The organism is Paraburkholderia sp. GAS32, assembly GCF_050434225.1.
Taxonomy (GTDB): Bacteria; Pseudomonadota; Gammaproteobacteria; order Burkholderiales; family Burkholderiaceae; genus Paraburkholderia; species Paraburkholderia madseniana.
This window is the reverse complement of sequence record NZ_JBNPVS010000018.1, coordinates 24,788-40,984: the sequence shown is the minus strand read 5'-3', so window position 1 is coordinate 40,984 and position 16,197 is coordinate 24,788. Positions and strand designations below refer to the sequence as shown.

Below are 16,197 nucleotides of genomic sequence, written 5' to 3'. Positions count from 1 at the left end.
TCATGACTGATATTTCGCTTCCGCTGACGTTCGACCCTGATTCCCTCGATCCGGAGGCCGCAGCACTCCTGCCACGCCTCGCGTCCGCGGACGCCGCCGTGCGCCGCATCGCTCTCCTTGCGCTCGCCGACCTCGAAGACGAAGCCTTGCTCGGACCGATTGTCGCTGCGTTACGCACCGACACATCATCGGACGTTCGGGCGCAAGCCGCCGAGGTGCTCGGTGCATGGGAGCGCGCCGACGCGGTAACGGCGCTGTGCGAAGCGCTGGCAGATCGTGCTGAAGATGTCCGCGACGCAGCCGCGCAGAGTCTGTCCAATCTGAAGGACCCTGAATCCGGGCCACTGCTCGCGCCGTGGACCACGCATGACGATCCGTTCGTGCGCCAGGCTGCGCTTCGCGGCCTGCGCGAATTACGCTATGCGGGTGCGTTGGAACCCGCGCTGGCCGCACTGAGCGCTAGCGAAGATGATGTGCGGCTCGAAGCCGTGGGCGTGCTCGGCTGGTTGAAGAGCGAGCGCGCGCTTGGCCCTCTTACCGCCATCGCCGCGCAGGATGCGAGCGCCACCGTGCGACGCGCGGCAATCGGCGCGTTGGGCATTGGCGCCGCGGCGACGGACGAAACCATCGCCGCGTTGCTGAGCGCGTTGTGCGATGCCGCGTGGCAGGTCCGTGAAGAAGCGGCGGCCACACTCGGCAAACTGCGCGCGCCGAGCGCACAGGGTGCATTGATCGCGGCGCTCGACGACGACTACTGGCAAGTCCGTCTGCAGGCAGTCCGCGCGTTAGGCAAACTCGGCAATGCAAACGCAAACGCTACCGCGAGCACTGCGGTCGCCGTGTTGCTCACGCATGCGATCAGCAATCTGCGCAAGGAAGCGGCATTGTCGCTTGGCGAACTGGGCGACACAGCCTCGTTGCCGGCCTTGCACGCAACCGCGACCGATCCCGACCCGGAAGTACGCAAGGCCGCACGTATAGCGTTGGCACAGATTGAAAGGGCGCACTGATGAACGCGCCCGAACACGTGACGATTCATGCCGCGACGGGGCGACTGTCCCTGACGTGGCGCGATGGCCAAACGCAGTGGATCGACAACGCCACGCTGAGGGAGCGGTGCCCTTGCTCGACATGCCGTCGCTTGACGCGTTCGGGCCAGGTGGCGCGAATCGAGCCGCGCCTCGCGATTGTCGACGTGCAGCCGATGGGCTACGGCGTGCAGATCGTGTTCAGCGACGGACACGCGCAGGGGATCTATCCGTGGGATTATCTGGCGGGAATTGCCTGAATGCAGGCGTAGGAAAGCGGCGACCGTTATAAACGGCCGCCGTTTTTCATTAGCGTCGCGAAGACAGCCGACGCACAACCGACACCAGCGCATCGACTTCATCGCAGGTGTTGTAGAACGCAAGCGACGGCCTCACCGTGGCTTCCACGCCAAAGCGCCGCAAGATCGGCTGCGCACAATGATGTCCCGAGCGCACGGCGATGCCCTCTTCGTTAAGCGCCTGCCCTACTTCCTCGGTCTCGTAGCCCTTCAGCACAAAGGACAACACGCTGGCCTTGTCGCGCGCCGTGCCAATCAGGCGCACACCAGGCACGGGCTGCAGCACGCTCGTCGCATACGCCAGCAGGTCATGTTCATAGCGCGCGATATTCTCGATGCCCACGCGCTGAACGTAATCGATCGCAGCACCCAGTCCTACCGCATCCGCGATATTGCCCGTGCCCGCTTCGAAACGATTCGGCGGAGGCTGGAATACGGTGCGCTCGAAGGTGACGTCCGCGATCATGTTGCCGCCACCCTGCCAGGGCGGCATATCCTCCAGAATCGCGCGCTTGCCGTAGACCACGCCGATGCCGGTCGGACCGAACACCTTGTGACCCGAGAACACGAAGAAATCCGCGTCGAGCGCCTGCACGTCTACCCGCATGTGCGACACAGACTGAGCACCGTCGACCAACGCCTTCGCCCCTGCCCGATGCGCGAGCTCGACGATCTCCTTGACCGGCACCACCGTGCCCAACGCGTTCGACACCTGCGTGACCGACACAATCTTGGTTCGGTCATTGAGCAGCCGCCGATATTCATCGAGCAGAACCTGGCCACTGTCGTCGACCGGAATCACGCGCAGCTTTGCACCGGTTTGCGCGGCAAGCTGTTGCCACGGCACGATGTTGGCGTGATGCTCCAGATGCGAGACGATGATCTCGTCACCTTCGCCGACATGCTTCACGCCCCACGTCTTCGCGATCAGGTTGATCGCTTCAGTGGTGCCGCGCACGAAGATGATTTCCTCCGGCGAGGCCGCGCCGATGAAACGCTGCGCCTTGCTGCGTGCGGCTTCGTACGCATCCGTGGCGCGGCCGGCCAGCGCATGGGCAGCCCGATGGATGTTCGAGTTTTCATGCGCATAGAAATATGCGAGCCGATCGATCACCGCCTGCGGTTTGTGCGTCGTCGCGGCATTGTCGAACCACACGAGCTGACGGCCGTTCACACGTTCCTGCAGAATCGGAAAGTCCCGGCGAATCGCATTCACATCGAACGGCGGATGCGCTGACGGCCCGGCATGCGGCACGCCATCCGTCTTGGCGGAAGTGTGCCCGGGAAACCGCGATCCCTCATTCAGATTCAGGAAATAGTGCGAGTTGCCGGTGTGCTCTGCCGGCCTGACGCTTGGCGCCGCTTGCGATGCTGCCGGCCTGTCGTACGGGAAGCGCTGCTCGGCGAGCGGCTGATCGACACCAGGGAGTCCGAGCGATTGTGCGCTGACTTCGTTCCAACCCGGCACGACGATATCCGGCGACGCAACTGTCGATGTCCGGGCTTGCGCCGTTTCGCCGAGGAAATAGTAAGGCGACGCTGAGGCGGACGACGCAGGCGCTGCACCACCCGCGGACGGACGCTGCGCACCGTGTGCTTCAGGCACGCCCAGCGCCGCCCCGCCAAAGCGCGGATCGAGTGCCGGCGCAACGGTCACCGCGCTATCCGGCAAGCCGTTCTGCGCAACTGCATGGGGAGCCAACGCAGGCGCGCGATTCCCCAACGACAGAACATGCGTCGGCGCTGAAGGCAACAAGTTGCCCCCCGGCACATGCCCCTGCGGCAACGCTGCACCAGGCACGCCAGTGCCCGCGCCGCCGGGACCCGCGAGCGGCGAACCGGCCGGGGCCGGATTGCTGATCTCGCTGGTCACAGGCGCCGTGAACGGCAGCGTGGCGGCCACGTCGGGCGCACCGCCTACCTGCGGCGCGTTGCCCGGCAGCGCCGAGAAGAACGCATTGGCCAGCGACGCTAACGTCGCCGGATCAGGCAAACCCGCGGGCGGACCCGTCGGCACATCGTGCGGCAGGACGCTATCCATGGGCTTACTTGTAGGTGTCTGGGTAGTCATGGTACTTGCCGATCTCCACGTCATCGAGAACTGCCAGCGCGTCCGGCGAATGCGCCGCGAGCGAGCAATAAAGCGAGATCAGATACGACGCGATCGCATGATTGTTGATGCCCATGAAGCGAACCGACAGACCCGGACCCTGTTCGCCGGCCACGCCCGGCTGGAACAGGCCGACCACGCCCTGGCGCTTGTCGCCCACGCGCAGCAGCAGAATCTTGGTCTTGCCGTCGGCAACCGGCACCTTGTCCGACGGAATCAGAGGAACGCCACGCCACGTCAGGAACTGCGAGCCGAACAGGCTGACCGTCGGCGGCGGCACGCCACGGCGCGTGCATTCACGACCGAAGGCGGCAATCGCGAGCGGATGCGTCAGGAAAAACGCAGGCTCTTTCCATACCTTGGTCAGCAACTCGTCGAGATCGTCGGGCGTCGGCGCGCCGGTCAGCGGAAACACGCGCTGTTCTTCGGCCACGTTCGCAAGCAGGCCGTAGTCCGGATTGTTGATCAACTGGCTTTCCTGCAACTCCTTGATCGTTTCGATCGTGAGGCGCAATTGCTCCTTGATCTGGTCGTGCGGGCTGCTGTACAGATCCGAGATCCGCGTGTGCACGTCGAGCACCGTGCTGACCGCATTCAGGAAGTACTCGCGCGGTTGCTCTTCGTACGGCACGAATGTGCGCGGCAGAATGCTTTCATCTTCACGCGCGGTGCAGGCCGCCTTGACGGCTTCAGGATTCTTCACCTGGTTCAGACGATAGATGCCCGCCTCGACCGGCAGCCATTGCAGCAGATGCGTGAGCCAGCGGGGCGTGATCGTGGCGAGTTGCGGAACGGTTTTGGTGGCATTGGCTAGTTGCCGTGCTGCGGTATCGCCGAGCGCCGTCAGGCCGCCGACTGTTGCTGTCATCTGAAGCTCCAGGATTGATAGAAGAAAAACAGGAAAGCTTATGAACGAAAGTGATTATGGGAAGACGCCCCTGGCCGTTCAACATGCTATAGACGGCAACGCAGCGGTCTAACGGGCGGACGCAGGATCGATGAGTGTGGAATGCGGGCGTGCGGCAACGCTCACGCCATCGGACGAATGGCTGAGCAGGCGTTCGACCGGCACGTTGAAAGCACGGGCCAGCTTGTCGAGCGTGACAATCGACGCGATCGCAGAACCGCGCTCGATCTCGCCGACATAAGACCGGTTGAGTCCGGCGTGCTCGGCCAATTGCTCCTGCGACCAGCCGGACGCCTCACGAAAGCGCCGCACCGCGGCGCCGAAGTCCCTGACGAGCACGCTCATCGAGCCGACCCGGCCGTGGCGGGCTCCGCGACTGCCTGATCGCGCGGCGGCCGCTCGCGGACCGCGGCGGCGCCGGTGCCTTCGTTGCGCGACACGGCCTGCGTCACGTGCGAACCGGGCGCAACGTCTTGCGTGACCCACACATTGCCGCCGATTACCGCGCCCTGCCCGAGCGTGACGCGTCCAAGAATGGTGGCGCCCGCGTAAATCACGACGTCGTCCTCGACGATCGGATGCCGTGCATGGCCCTTTTCCAGATGTCCCTGTGCGTCGCGCGGAAAACGCTTCGCGCCCAGCGTGACGGCCTGATAGACCCGCACGCGTTCGCCGATGATGGCCGTTTCGCCGATCACCACGCCCGTCCCATGATCGATGAAGAACCCCGCGCCGATCCGCGCCCCAGGATGAATGTCGATACCGGTCTGCGCATGCGCGAGCTCGGCGATGATGCGCGCCAGCAGCGGCAGCCCCAACCCATACAACTCATGCGCGAGCCGATGGTGGATCATTGCCAGCACGCCGGGGTAGCACAGCAGGACTTCATCCACGCTGCCCGCCGCCGGATCGCCGTGAAACGCGGCTAATACGTCGCTATCGAGCAAGCTGCGTATCGCCGGCAAGCGCGCCGCGAAAGCGCGCACCGCGACGCCGGCCTGCGCCTCGATCGTGGCGGCGGGCGGCGGTTGATGGCGGCTGCGGTAGTGAAACTCCAGACGCGCCTGACTCAGCAATGCATGCAGCGCGGCGTCGAGCGCATGGCCGACGTAGAAATTTTCGCTTTCCTGACGCAGATCGGGTGGTCCGAGCCGCATCGGAAAAAGCACGCCCTTCAGCGTCTCGATGATCTCCGAGAGCGCTTCGCGCCCTGGCAATTCGCGCCCGCCCGGCTCGAGCGAGCGCTTCTGCACTTCGCGCCATTGCTGGCGGACCGTCTGAAGCGCGTGAACAATTTCATCGACATCAAACACAGCCACAGCGGTTACTCCCCGTAAAGTGCAGTGTGAACGATCAGGCTGTCAGTCCTGAATCCATGGCAGCCCATGAAAGCGCCAACCATTGCTGGCGCCGCGCCGTTGCGCGCCGTCCAGCTCCCCTTCAAAGCCTTCCAGAACATTGAATACCTGCGTGAAGCCGGCTTTCGCCGCGGCCTCGGCGGCCAGTGCCGAGCGGTTGCCGCTGCGGCACAGCAGCAGCACGAGGGCGTCCTTGCCGGCTTTCGCTTCCAGTTCACGCACGAAGCGCGGATTGCGCGTCAGGCTCGTGCCCGTCGCCCACGCGACATGCAGGCTGTCCGGTACTAGTCCGACGAATTTGCGTTCTTCGGCGGTGCGCACGTCCACCAGCACGGCGTCGCCTGCCTGGACGAGTGCCCACGCATCCTGTGGCGACAGGCCACCGGCATAGGGCAAACCGGCTTCCGCGGCTCTCGAACGGGCGGCTTCAAGCAGCGCGTGGGTGGGTCCTTCTGCGAGTTCAAGCGTCATGACGTCTCCTTCAATATGGCGCGAATCAGTACGCGCTGGTCAAAGCCATCTGCGATTGCAACCGCCTATAGCCATCAGGAGACACTATGAAAGAGAGCCAGCCGAAGCCGAACCAATTAATTGTCATTTCTAAAGAAGCATCGGTTCGGATGCTCCGGCTTGAAGCAACCAGGCTAGGTCCGTGCGCCGCGGATTTGCCGCGCCACCGCCGGCACGCGCGTTATTCCCGTGGGATCTCGAGCGGCACGACAAACATGCCAGCGGTGTATTCCATATGGAAATAGCCGCAGCGCGCGTAAGCCGCAATGCGTTCGAGTCGTTCGGGCGATGGGGACGTATAGGTCGCGGCAGCGCTCACGTCGGAGGATTGCTCAGACGTAACAGGCGCGCGTTTTGACAATTGCTTCTGCAGGCTTCGCACGGGATGCCGCAGTCCGCTCCAGATTAGCGTCGCTGAAAGTGTGACCATGCGACCTCCGTCGATTCATTGCGATACTAATGAATCTAGCGACCTGGATACGGAATCGCAAACAAGCTTTTGTGGAATGGTTTTCGGAGAACGGATCGGACCGTAGCCAGACCTTGACGGCTCCGCGCTTTACTCCGCTGCACTGGCAGGTGTGGGCATCGCCGCGTTCACGCGGCATACCGTTCAGACCGATCTGGCTCGCGGCCGCCTCGTCCACCTGCTGCCCGGCTACTCTCTCGGCATGCGCCACTATTACGCCCTTTACCCGCAAACGCGGTATGTCGCGCCCAAGGTGCGAGCTTTCGTCGACCATATGGCCGGGCACTATCGCGAACGCTGACGACTCGATTATCGGGGCCGATCTGTAGGACAATAGGTTCTTAACGGCTGCGACGCTCCATCGCGCCTTGCCGGTAAAGCATCGACGCGGTTCATGGCAAACTCCGCGATGTATCGTCGGGCACGGCATATGCGTCGTGCCTTTGGCGATACCAATGCACTGAGGCGACCAGAACACCAACCAAACGGGTCAGAATGGACAGCTTGCTTATAGGGCCGGCAACGCGCAAACAGGCCGTTTTTGCAGGTACATGTGCGTTGCTCGTTCTGCTCACATTCGCGATTGCGGGTCAGCGTGCGCACCAGCCGTTGCCGGCAATCACGCCCTTCATGCCGATGTGTGCGCTCACGGTGTTCACCACGTCGGGAATCGCCGCGTTTCTTCTCGGCGCCCGCTTTAGCGTGACGCAACAGCCGATGCTCGGCGCGCTAGGCGGCGCGTACGCGTTCACGGCGATTACCGTCGCTTTGCAGCTGCTGATGTTCCCTGGCGTTTTCACGCGCACCGGACTGTTCGGCGCCGGGCCTCAGAGCGCGGCGTGGATGTGGGTTTTCTGGCATGCAGGATTTCCGCTGCTCGTCATCCTGGCAGCGCTCATACGCGACCGCCTCCCGAGCAAGCCGATCGGGCTGCCTCACATCGATTTCTGGACGTGGGCGTTACTCGGTGTTCCCACTGCGCTTGCCGCAGCGCTTGGCGTCTTTGCCATTCATGCGAATCTGTCCGCGCCTTTTCATGCGGCTTCCGAGACGAACGCGCTTTTAGGTGGCCGAACCGGACTCGTCATCTGCCTGCTTGACGCTCTAGCGATCGCCGTGGTCCTGTTCAAAGGACGCCTGCGGACCGTGCTCGATCTATGGGTCACCATTGCCCTGCTCGCCTCCCTAGCGGACGCCAGTCTGAATCTATTGAGCATGGCCCAGTTCACCCTTGGCTGGTACGTCGCGCGGATCTTCAGCATGCTGGCTCCCGGCGTGCTGGTATGCGTGCTGGTCTGGGAAGTGACCGTGCTCTACCGCGAACTGTCCGAGGCGCACGCTTCCCTGCTGCACTCGTCCACACGCGACGCCCTGACGCGCATTTATAACCGTAGCTACTTTGAAGACCAGTTTCGCAGGGAATTCGACCGTGCGACACGCAACGGTCAGCCGCTCTCGCTCGTCATGATCGATGTCGACAATTTCAAGGATTACAACGACGCCTTCGGCCATCTTCGCGGCGACGCTTGCCTCAGCGCAATTGCGAAAGCGCTGGCAGGAATAGCACGCCGGTCGAGCGATTTCGTCGCCCGTTACGGCGGTGAAGAGTTCGCCGTGGTGTTACCCAACACGGGATCGGAAGAAGCATCGGTCATTGCCGAGCAGGCCCGGCTCGCCATCATGCAGTTGGGCCTGACGGCGCCAATACCCGGCGGTCAGGTCACCATCAGTGCGGGGTGCGCGACGAACGAGCAGAACGCGCAGAGCACGCTGAGCACGCCCAACGCACTCGTGCAGGCGGCGGACGCAGCGCTCTACGGCGCGAAACGTGCGGGACGCAATCGGGTCCAGTCCGTCACGCCCGGACAATAAAGGTTCATGCCTTTCAGGCGGCAGAATCCTGAAGCCGCCCGCAAGCTCCCCACGACAGTAAAAAGGGAAAACCGCAGCGCCAGGCCGCCCTCACCCGTGGCAAAATCACCGGCACCGCAGCATTTGTCCGGGAGACCTGCAATGGGCAACAAGACACACGGCAAACGCAACGCTAATGCGGCAGGCCAGTCGGAGGCCGCCCCAGACATTCCCGGACAAGTGGTCCTCGTGTTTCAGGGAGGCGGTGCGCTCGGCGCGTATCAGGCTGGTGTCTATCAGGCAATGCATGACCGCAAGGTCAAACCCGACTGGGTGATCGGCACGTCGATCGGTGCGATAAACGGCGCGATCATCGCGGGCAATCTGCCCGAGAACCGCATTGCGCGATTAACCCAGTTCTGGAACGGCGTGGCGCGCCGTGGCGTCGATGCGGCAAGCTGGCTGTTGCCAGGGCTCGCCAACTGGTCGCGCGACCTGGCAATCGTCACGCAAGGCGTGCCGTCGTTCTTCACCCCGCAACCCGGGTCATGGGCGAATATTCAGGCGCGCGTTGGACCGGAGCGGGCGGCATTCTATTCGACCGAGCCACTGCGTGAAACCCTGTCTTCGCTGATCGATTTCGACTGCCTGAATCGCAAGGCGACGCGGCTGACAGTCGGCACGGTCAATGTCTGCAGCGGACGTATGCGGTATTTCACCAATCGCGACGCGCCGATGGACGTCGAGCACGTGATGGCATCCGCCGCTTTTCCACCCGGCTTCCCTTCGGTGCGACTGGAAGGCGAATCGTACTGGGACGGCGGCATCTACTCGAACACGCCGCTAGAAGCCGTGCTCGATGATCGGCCGCGGAACAGCTCGGTGATTTTTTCGGTGCAGTTGTGGCCATCAAGCGGCCCGGAGCCCGAGTCCATCCTGCAAGTCATGAGCCGGCAGCGTGACATTCAGTACTCGAGTCGCGCGGAAAGCCACCTCGATCGACAGAAGCAGATCCACCGGCTGCGTCACGTGATTCGCGAACTCAGCCAACACATCCCCGAAGAGAAACGCAATACGCCGGAGGTTCAGGCGCTACTCGGCTGGGGCTGTGGCACGACGATGCAAGTATTGGAACTCGACGCGCCGGCATTCGATAACAACGATTTGAACAGGGATATCGATTTTTCGTCGAGTGGCATCGAGCGACGCTGGGCCGTAGGTTATGAAGACACGATCCGCTTGCTTGAGCGTGCCCCCTGGCGCGAAACACTGGACCCTATGGAGGGCATCTCAGTCTTTCGAATGACCTCCGTGAATAGCCAAAGATAACTCATGAGCTGGCTCGCCGCTGCGGTGCTCGTCATGCACACACTGATCGCGTTTTATATTGTGGGTGCGATCTACGGCGCTTCCGTTGTGTCGAGAAGACGGGCTGCTTCACGCCGGATCTCCTCGGCCTCAAGCGGTCGTTGAGTCTGGCTCAAAAGTGCGCTCAGGTTACCGAGTGTCCGCGCTTCATCCTGACGGTAGGCCGCCGGGGCATCTCGCGACAGAGTCCGGTAAAGGTCCAGCGCGTTCCGGTAAGCGTCTTCAGCCTCGCGTGGGCGCCCGCTGTGACTGAAAAGGACACCTAGATTGTTCAACGTCCGCGCTTCGTCCGGCTGGTAGACAGTCGGGGTTTCCCCCGCGAGCGCACGATAGATCTGCAAGGCCTGCTGATAAGCTTGCTGCGCCTCCTTCGGCCGTTGTGTGGCGCGATAGAGCGCGCCAAGATTGGTCAGCGTGCGCGCGACATCGGGCCGATAGAGTGCCGGACTCTCCCGGGCAAGCTGCTGCCGGATCGTTAGCGCTTCCTTGTAGGCATGCTCGGCTTCGCGGAGTTGCTGCATCGCGCTATAAAGGTTCCCGAGATTGTTGAACGTACGAGCGAGTGCCGGGCGGTAGGCTGCGGGATTGCTCCGCACCAGAACCCGCTGGATGCTCAGCGCCTCGCGATACGCCTGCTCCGCATCGCTCATACGTTGTGTGGCGCCGTACAGGATGCCGAGGTCGTTGAGCGTCGTCGCCATATCGGGTTTGTAGGTCGCGGGGTCGCGATAGGCCAACGCACGATCGATGTCCAGTGCTTCGCGATAAGCATCCGCCGCTTCCTGCAGGCGCTGTGTATCGCGATATAGCACGCCGAGGTTGTCGAACGTTTGTGCCACAGCGGGCCCGTAAGCCACCGGGTTCTGTTTCGCCAGCAGCCAATAGGTCTCCAGCGCCCGCAGATAGGCGGCCTCCGCTTCCTTGGGTCGTTGCAGCCCAACGTAGAGGTTGCCAAGCTTGCCGAACGTGCGCGCAATCTGGGGCTGGTAGGCGGCAGGCTTCTCCCGCGCCAGCAACTGATAGCGCGACAACAGCGTGCGGTAAATCGGTTCCGCACGTTCAAACTCGCGTTGCTCTTGCAAAGTGTCGGCAAGCGCGGTCGCCACGCTGCTATCTTCCGGTTGCAACGCGTAGGCCTTTTCCAGATGCGGCAGGGCATTCTGCGGAGCGAAGCGCAGCAATTCAATCTCGCCAGCCTCATAAGAACGCGCCGCGAACACCTGCGGGGTTCCCTGTTGTTCGGCAAGCAGTTGGGGCAGCAACTGAGATGCACTCTCCAGATCAAAGCGCGCTAGCGCTTCGTCGATGTGCAATTCAAGAGGATCGGGACTTCGTGCGATCGAGAATCTGCGCAGCAGATTCTCATAACGTGCGGCCCATTGCCGGGCTTCGGCCGCGAGATCTACGTCGGGCTGCGCCCTGATTTGCCCGGCAAGGCGCTCGACTAGCGGTTTGACGTTGGAGAACGCGGTATCGGTCTTGCGCCCAACACGGCCCGATTGCGCATACGCCACGCCTAGTATCACGTTGGTTGCGCTCGCGAGCGAGACCGTCTGGGCGTCGGAGAGTTTGGCGCCCTTCACCACGCGATTCAACTGGATGGTCAGGCGATTGAGGGTTTGACCGGGGAGTCCGCAATCCACCTGTACTTTGAGGCCGTTTTTGACATCGACCTCGGAGAACGCCGGAGAACACGAACTCGCCGCGTCAGCAGCGAGGCATCCCACGGACAACGCAACCATCGCAACGCCCGACAAAATCTTGCGCGCACTCATTTCCCGTCACGCCCGCCGTTCTATGGAAAGCAGTAACGTCCGGATTACAAAACGAGCCTGCAGTCAGATCAGGCCCCCACCTGAATACGATTGACGACGCCATCGATCGCATCCAGACACCAGGCGTCCTGTTCCGCCTGCCGTCTTTCTGCTTCGGTCGCCACCCAACCTGCTAGCGTGATCCTGTGATTTTCCACATTGATGGTGATCTGCCCGGCGCGCACACGCGGATCGGTTTCGAGCACCAGGTGCAAAGCCTCGGAAATCTCATCGTCACCGTCGGCTTCGGCGGGCACCAACTCCAGCAGGTTCACCACGTCGCGGCAGCCGCCGACCCACCAGGCAATCACACTCGCGAGGCGCCTGTGGGACAGGCTGCCCACCTGGCCCGTCAAGGTCACGACACCGTCCTCGACCGTCACTTCGACGACGCCGCTGCCGTCGTTGCCCGCCTCGTCCATGGTGCCGTGCAGCACTTCCAGCTGGCCCTTGACGCGCGCACAGATCACGCAGTTGCGAAACTCCACCGTCTGCGCCAGCCGTTCGCAAAGACGCGTGCGTAGCTCGCCATCACCGACCGCCGGGTTGGCGGTAACACGCAGTTGGTCGACCAGACGCGTTCCATCGCAGTGCATCTGGGTCAACTGAAGAAGGCGTTTCTTGGATGCGATATCCGGCACCTCGCCCGCCACGGTCAGGGCGCCGTCGTCGAAGCTCATATGAATGGGATGATTCCGGAGCTTCAGGTGTGATTCACGTTCGAAGGCTGCCATCACCTGCTTCAGGACCGCGTCGCTGCGTTGCATGATCTGCCTCGCGCAAAGGTTCGGTAACGCAGCGCGCTTTATGCTGCGCTGCGCAAGCCTTGCCGCACCCGACGGGCGCCGTTCAACTCGGCGTGCCCGCCATGCGACGAGCGAAGCGTGTCCGCTCGGCCCGGTCCATCAGATCAAGGAATTGATCCGTGTCCATGTGAATCAGCGCTTCGTGATCGCCGGCCTCGAAATAGACGTCCGGCTGACGGGCGAGGCTCTCGTCAAGATAGGTGTACATGCCATAGGCAGTACACACTGGCGGAAGCGCTCCGACGTCGCAATCCTTGAACAGCTCCCGCAGATCGACCTCTTTGGCCAGCAGGAGGTGGCGTCCGGTCTGTGCCCAAAGCTCGGACAGCCGCACGGCGTAGGTCGATGGCAGCACAGCCGCCACATAGCCGTGTTCGTCTTCAAACAACACGGTTTTGGCGAGGCGATCGCCGGGAATATGCGCCGCCGCCGCGGTTTCGATGCTGGAATGGCTGTGCGGATGATGCACGATTTCGTACTGGGAGCCCTTGCTGCGCAGGCACTCCTCAAGAGTGGCAGACATCGACATGACGCACCTCCTCCGGAAGAAAGGAAACGGGAGACTATTGCTCGCGGTCCCTTAAGGATAGGTCGCTTTGGTTCGCATGTGAAAACATGCAAACAGCAGCATGCAAACAGCAGCGCCGCGACTGCGCGAGTGTGACGACGACTGGAACGGTATCAAAGCCGCAGCAGTTCGTCTTTCATCCACTCGTGGACGGCTCGCCCCAGTTCCTGCTGTGACAGGTCCCGAGGAGAGAATGCCGGGCCGACAACCACACGAATTTGTCCGCGGCCGCTGGGCCAGCCTTTCGCCGGCCAGACTTTGCCCGCGTTGAGAACCACCGGAACAGCAGGCACGCCAGTCGCGCAAGCCAATCGAACGCCTCCCGATGTCATTCTCAACGGCGCATCGTGTGGCACCCGGGTCCCCTCCGGGAAAATGACGATGACATCCCCCTTCGCCAGCCTCTCAGCGCTTTCCTGCGTCACAGCCTGATGAGCCTGTCGAGCGGAGCCGCGGTTCAGGCTAACCATGTCAAGGCCACGCAGCACCCATCCAAAAAACGGAATGCGAAGAAGCTCGTCCTTGAAAACAAAACTGATGCGCCGTGGAAAGAGCGCAAGAAATGCGAGTGTCTCCCAGGTCGATTCGTGACGGCACAGTAGTATCGCCGGCCCTTCAGGGATATGTTCAAGCCCTTCTATCGAACATGAGACTCCCGGCAGCCAGCGCATCACCGCCACCAGTGCACGACACCATTGTTTTGCCAACCAGTATCGTCCAGCTCTGCCGACGAAAGGGAACAGGAGCAGTATGGCCATTGAATAAAGTGTCCCGCTACCGAGAACGTAGACGATGAACAGCCATTTAGTGAAAGTCGAACGCATCGGGGCCTGATTAAGATTGGTTTGCGGTGGAACATTCACCGTTGACAGGTGAGACCACGCCGTGACAGATGCGTTCGTATGTCACCCATCTCCAAAGGACAGTGGAGTGGTTCGGGACCGGGCTTCCGGGGATGAAAGCGGACGCGCTGGCAAAGCCGGCGCGCGATGCCGCAAAGGCAGGAAGAGAGGTTGCTCACAAGCCTACGCTGGCGCAAATATCACTGCTCCGACGTCTGCGATGTGGGTGAAGCTTCGAACGAACCGGTACGTCTGGTCGCCGACCGTTATCCGGTTCAAGCCGGCGTGAGTCAGTTCGAGAATCTCATCAGCCACGCCCACTGCAATAGTTCCGTGACCAGTCAACTCGTTGTCCTCGTCCGCTGGGTCGCCGATGTAGACAGCGCAGACGTCTGTACCGCGGCGCATCATGACGACGCATTCTCCCTCATCCAGCGAGAGTTCGAGATATCCAACCAGCGTCAGCAATGACCCAGGCGTTTGTCCCTGCGGGTCGTAAGCCAAACCAGAATCAGCAGGCATAGTGCCGTCCCCCGTCCAATGCGTCGGTCCTGAAAAGGAAGCTCGCCCCTGGCGGGGCGATGACTCCACTATAGACGCCTACGTTCGAATGCGGGACATATTGGAATGCCCTGGTCAGGACCGCAACACGCCTTTCAGGCGTCCCAGCTCGGCGGGTCTCGTGTATGACCGATACAGTTCGCCAACTGTGCCGAATGCCAGGGCCGGTTTGAGCGTCGCGCCGGGAAGCGCGTCTGCAATCCAGTCAAAAGCATTCATTTCACGTTGAGCCGCATTGACTGCGGCAGTGAGCGCAGTGAGGGCCCGCTCTGCGGAGTGCCCGCCAAGGTCGACGAAGCAGCTCTCAAATGGATGCTTTGTTGCACTCTCGACGTACAACGTTGATTTTCGAACGGTCAAATCAATCTCCTTCGAGGATTGCCCGTCCTGTATATCAACTGAATGTGACAATACATCACGTTGCCCCGCCAAAGCTATGACTGGACTAGGACGACCGCGCGACGCCCGGTCTGCGCCGGGTTACAGCTGCGCGGCTTGCTGATCTTCTACTGTGAGTTCTGAAAGTAATTCAAACCAAGCGCACCCTTCACCTCTGATACCGTCGCACCCGCCACTTCCCGAGCGCGCATGGTTCCGCGACGCAGAACGTTCAGCACCTCGGCGCGGTCGGTCGCCAACTCGCGGCGTCGTTCCCGAATGGGTGCGAGCATCACCTGCAGCCGATCGTTGAGTGCGCGCTTGACCACGCTGTCGCCCAGCCCACCACGGCGGTAATGTGCTTTGAGTTCGTCGACCATCGGCACGTCCGGTTCGAACGCATCCAGAAACGCGAACACAACGTTGCCTTCAACCTGGCCCGGGTCGTTGACGCGCAGATGGTTAGGGTCGGTGTACATGTTGTTCACGGCCTTGGTGATTTCGTCCGGGCTCGCACCCAGCGTAATGGCGTTACCCAGTGACTTGCTCATCTTGGTTTTTCCATCGATGCCCGGCAGCCGCGCGACGTGCGAAAGCACCGCTTCGCATTCGACCAGCACCGGCTTGTCGACCGTGCTGTTGAAACGGCGCACCAGTTCGTTGGTTTGTTCAATCATCGGCAACTGGTCGTCACCGACCGGCACGCGCGTCGCCTTGAACGCAGTGATGTCGGCGGCCTGGCTGACCGGATACGTCAGGAAGCCGGCGGGGATATCCCGCTCGAACCCGCGGAGCACGATTTCCGCCTTGATGGTCGGGTTGCGTTCGAGGCGCGCAACGGTCACGAGATTGAGCAGATACTGCGTCAGTTCCGCGAGTTCGGGCACCTGCGATTGGATGACGATAGTTGATTTGGCAGGGTCGATGCCGACAGCCAGATAGTCCAGCGCGACTTCGATGACGTTGTCGGTCACCTTCTGGTGGCGGCCGACGTTGTCCGTCATCGCCTGCGCATCGGCGAGAAGCAAAAACTGCTGCGCTTCGTTTTGAAGCTGCACGCGGGTGCGCAGCGAGCCGATGTAGTGACCGAGGTGCAAGGGACCGGTTGTGCGGTCGCCGGTGAGGATAACGGGTTGTTTCGCCTGTGACATGGTGAGCTCAGTGTTTGGGGACACCACCAGTCATGCGCGCGCAAAAACAAAAATGCCGCCAGGACTGGCGGCATCACGTTGTAGATGTACGTGTGAAAACGGGCCGCCTGGGTCAGGCGTGCCACCAACGATACAGGTTCAGCAAGATCGGGTTCGTTTCCATCGGATGAGTATAGC

Annotated in this window: 17 protein-coding genes and 1 pseudogene; 5 read left to right on the top strand and 13 right to left on the bottom strand. The window is 62.0% G+C overall.

Features of this window, described 5'->3' with window-relative positions:
* Positions 1-2 precede the first annotated feature (2 nt).
* Both P3T25_RS21935 and P3T25_RS21930 read left to right on the top strand, forming a co-directional pair.
* A complete protein-coding gene (locus tag P3T25_RS21935; protein WP_429358938.1) occupies positions 3-1,010 on the top strand; it encodes a HEAT repeat domain-containing protein in 1,008 nt (335 codons plus the stop codon).
* Positions 1,010-1,288 carry a DUF971 domain-containing protein gene (locus P3T25_RS21930; protein WP_154560113.1) on the top strand — a complete coding sequence of 93 codons (279 nt, stop codon included), beginning with the start codon at positions 1,010-1,012 and terminating at the stop codon, positions 1,286-1,288. The genes P3T25_RS21935 and P3T25_RS21930 overlap by 1 nt, the downstream gene beginning before the upstream one ends.
* Before the next feature lie 49 nt (positions 1,289-1,337).
* On the opposite strand, the gene P3T25_RS21925 is transcribed toward P3T25_RS21930, so the two are convergent.
* The 6 genes from P3T25_RS21925 to P3T25_RS21900 form a co-directional block, all read right to left on the bottom strand.
* Complete coding sequence (locus tag P3T25_RS21925) at positions 1,338-3,398, bottom strand: family 2A encapsulin nanocompartment cargo protein cysteine desulfurase (protein WP_429358937.1); 2,061 nt, start codon at positions 3,396-3,398, stop codon at positions 1,338-1,340.
* The gene (locus P3T25_RS21920) at positions 3,373-4,305 is read right to left on the bottom strand and encodes a family 2A encapsulin nanocompartment shell protein (RefSeq protein WP_429358936.1); all 933 of its coding nucleotides are present in this window, start codon (positions 4,303-4,305) and stop codon (positions 3,373-3,375) included. Before P3T25_RS21920 ends, P3T25_RS21925 begins: the two co-directional genes overlap by 26 nt.
* Positions 4,306-4,413: 108 nt before the next feature.
* Positions 4,414-4,689, bottom strand: a complete 276-nt coding sequence (locus P3T25_RS21915; RefSeq protein ID WP_154560116.1) for a helix-turn-helix domain-containing protein — start codon at positions 4,687-4,689, stop codon at positions 4,414-4,416.
* Positions 4,686-5,663: a serine O-acetyltransferase EpsC gene (gene epsC, locus P3T25_RS21910; RefSeq protein ID WP_168435667.1), complete on the bottom strand. Its 978-nt coding sequence runs from the start codon at positions 5,661-5,663 to the stop codon at positions 4,686-4,688. Before epsC ends, P3T25_RS21915 begins: the two co-directional genes overlap by 4 nt.
* 42 nt (positions 5,664-5,705) lie before the next feature.
* Positions 5,706-6,173 carry a rhodanese-like domain-containing protein gene (locus tag P3T25_RS21905; protein WP_154560117.1) on the bottom strand — a complete coding sequence of 156 codons (468 nt, stop codon included), beginning with the start codon at positions 6,171-6,173 and terminating at the stop codon, positions 5,706-5,708.
* Positions 6,174-6,393: 220 nt separating this feature from the next.
* Positions 6,394-6,642 (bottom strand): hypothetical protein, encoded by a 249-nt coding sequence (locus tag P3T25_RS21900; protein ID WP_154560118.1) that lies wholly within the window; start codon positions 6,640-6,642, stop codon positions 6,394-6,396.
* A gap of 133 nt (positions 6,643-6,775) precedes the next feature.
* Here P3T25_RS21900 and P3T25_RS21895 point away from each other — a divergent pair.
* The 3 genes and pseudogenes from P3T25_RS21895 to P3T25_RS21885 form a co-directional block, all read left to right on the top strand.
* Positions 6,776-6,982, top strand: a pseudogene (locus tag P3T25_RS21895) (LysR substrate-binding domain-containing protein); the annotation flags it as partial.
* A gap of 194 nt (positions 6,983-7,176) precedes the next feature.
* Positions 7,177-8,553 (top strand): sensor domain-containing diguanylate cyclase, encoded by a 1,377-nt coding sequence (locus tag P3T25_RS21890; RefSeq protein ID WP_429358935.1) that lies wholly within the window; start codon positions 7,177-7,179, stop codon positions 8,551-8,553.
* 141 nt (positions 8,554-8,694) lie between these two features.
* Positions 8,695-9,861: a patatin-like phospholipase family protein gene (locus tag P3T25_RS21885; RefSeq protein ID WP_429358934.1), complete on the top strand. Its 1,167-nt coding sequence runs from the start codon at positions 8,695-8,697 to the stop codon at positions 9,859-9,861.
* 71 nt (positions 9,862-9,932) lie between these two features.
* On the opposite strand, the gene P3T25_RS21880 is transcribed toward P3T25_RS21885, so the two are convergent.
* The 7 genes from P3T25_RS21880 to trpS form a co-directional block, all read right to left on the bottom strand.
* Complete coding sequence (locus P3T25_RS21880; RefSeq protein WP_429358933.1) at positions 9,933-11,675, bottom strand: tetratricopeptide repeat protein; 1,743 nt, start codon at positions 11,673-11,675, stop codon at positions 9,933-9,935.
* A gap of 68 nt (positions 11,676-11,743) precedes the next feature.
* On the bottom strand, positions 11,744-12,481 hold the full coding sequence (locus P3T25_RS21875) for a BON domain-containing protein (RefSeq protein WP_154560123.1): 738 nt from the start codon (positions 12,479-12,481) through the stop codon (positions 11,744-11,746).
* 82 nt (positions 12,482-12,563) lie between these two features.
* Entirely contained in the window at positions 12,564-13,049 is a 486-nt protein-coding gene (locus P3T25_RS21870; RefSeq protein ID WP_154560124.1) for an aminoacyl-tRNA deacylase, read from the bottom strand.
* Positions 13,050-13,201: 152 nt separating this feature from the next.
* A complete protein-coding gene (locus P3T25_RS21865) occupies positions 13,202-13,912 on the bottom strand; it encodes a lysophospholipid acyltransferase family protein (RefSeq protein WP_154560125.1) in 711 nt (236 codons plus the stop codon).
* A gap of 201 nt (positions 13,913-14,113) precedes the next feature.
* The gene (locus tag P3T25_RS21860) at positions 14,114-14,452 is read right to left on the bottom strand and encodes a hypothetical protein (protein WP_154560126.1); all 339 of its coding nucleotides are present in this window, start codon (positions 14,450-14,452) and stop codon (positions 14,114-14,116) included.
* Between the two features lie 114 nt (positions 14,453-14,566).
* Positions 14,567-14,902, bottom strand: a complete 336-nt coding sequence (locus P3T25_RS21855; RefSeq protein ID WP_429358932.1) for a hypothetical protein — start codon at positions 14,900-14,902, stop codon at positions 14,567-14,569.
* Between the two features lie 95 nt (positions 14,903-14,997).
* Positions 14,998-16,020, bottom strand: coding sequence for a tryptophan--tRNA ligase (trpS, locus tag P3T25_RS21850; RefSeq protein WP_171928809.1), 1,023 nt, complete (start codon positions 16,018-16,020; stop codon positions 14,998-15,000).
* Between the last annotated feature and the right edge of the window lie 177 nt (positions 16,021-16,197).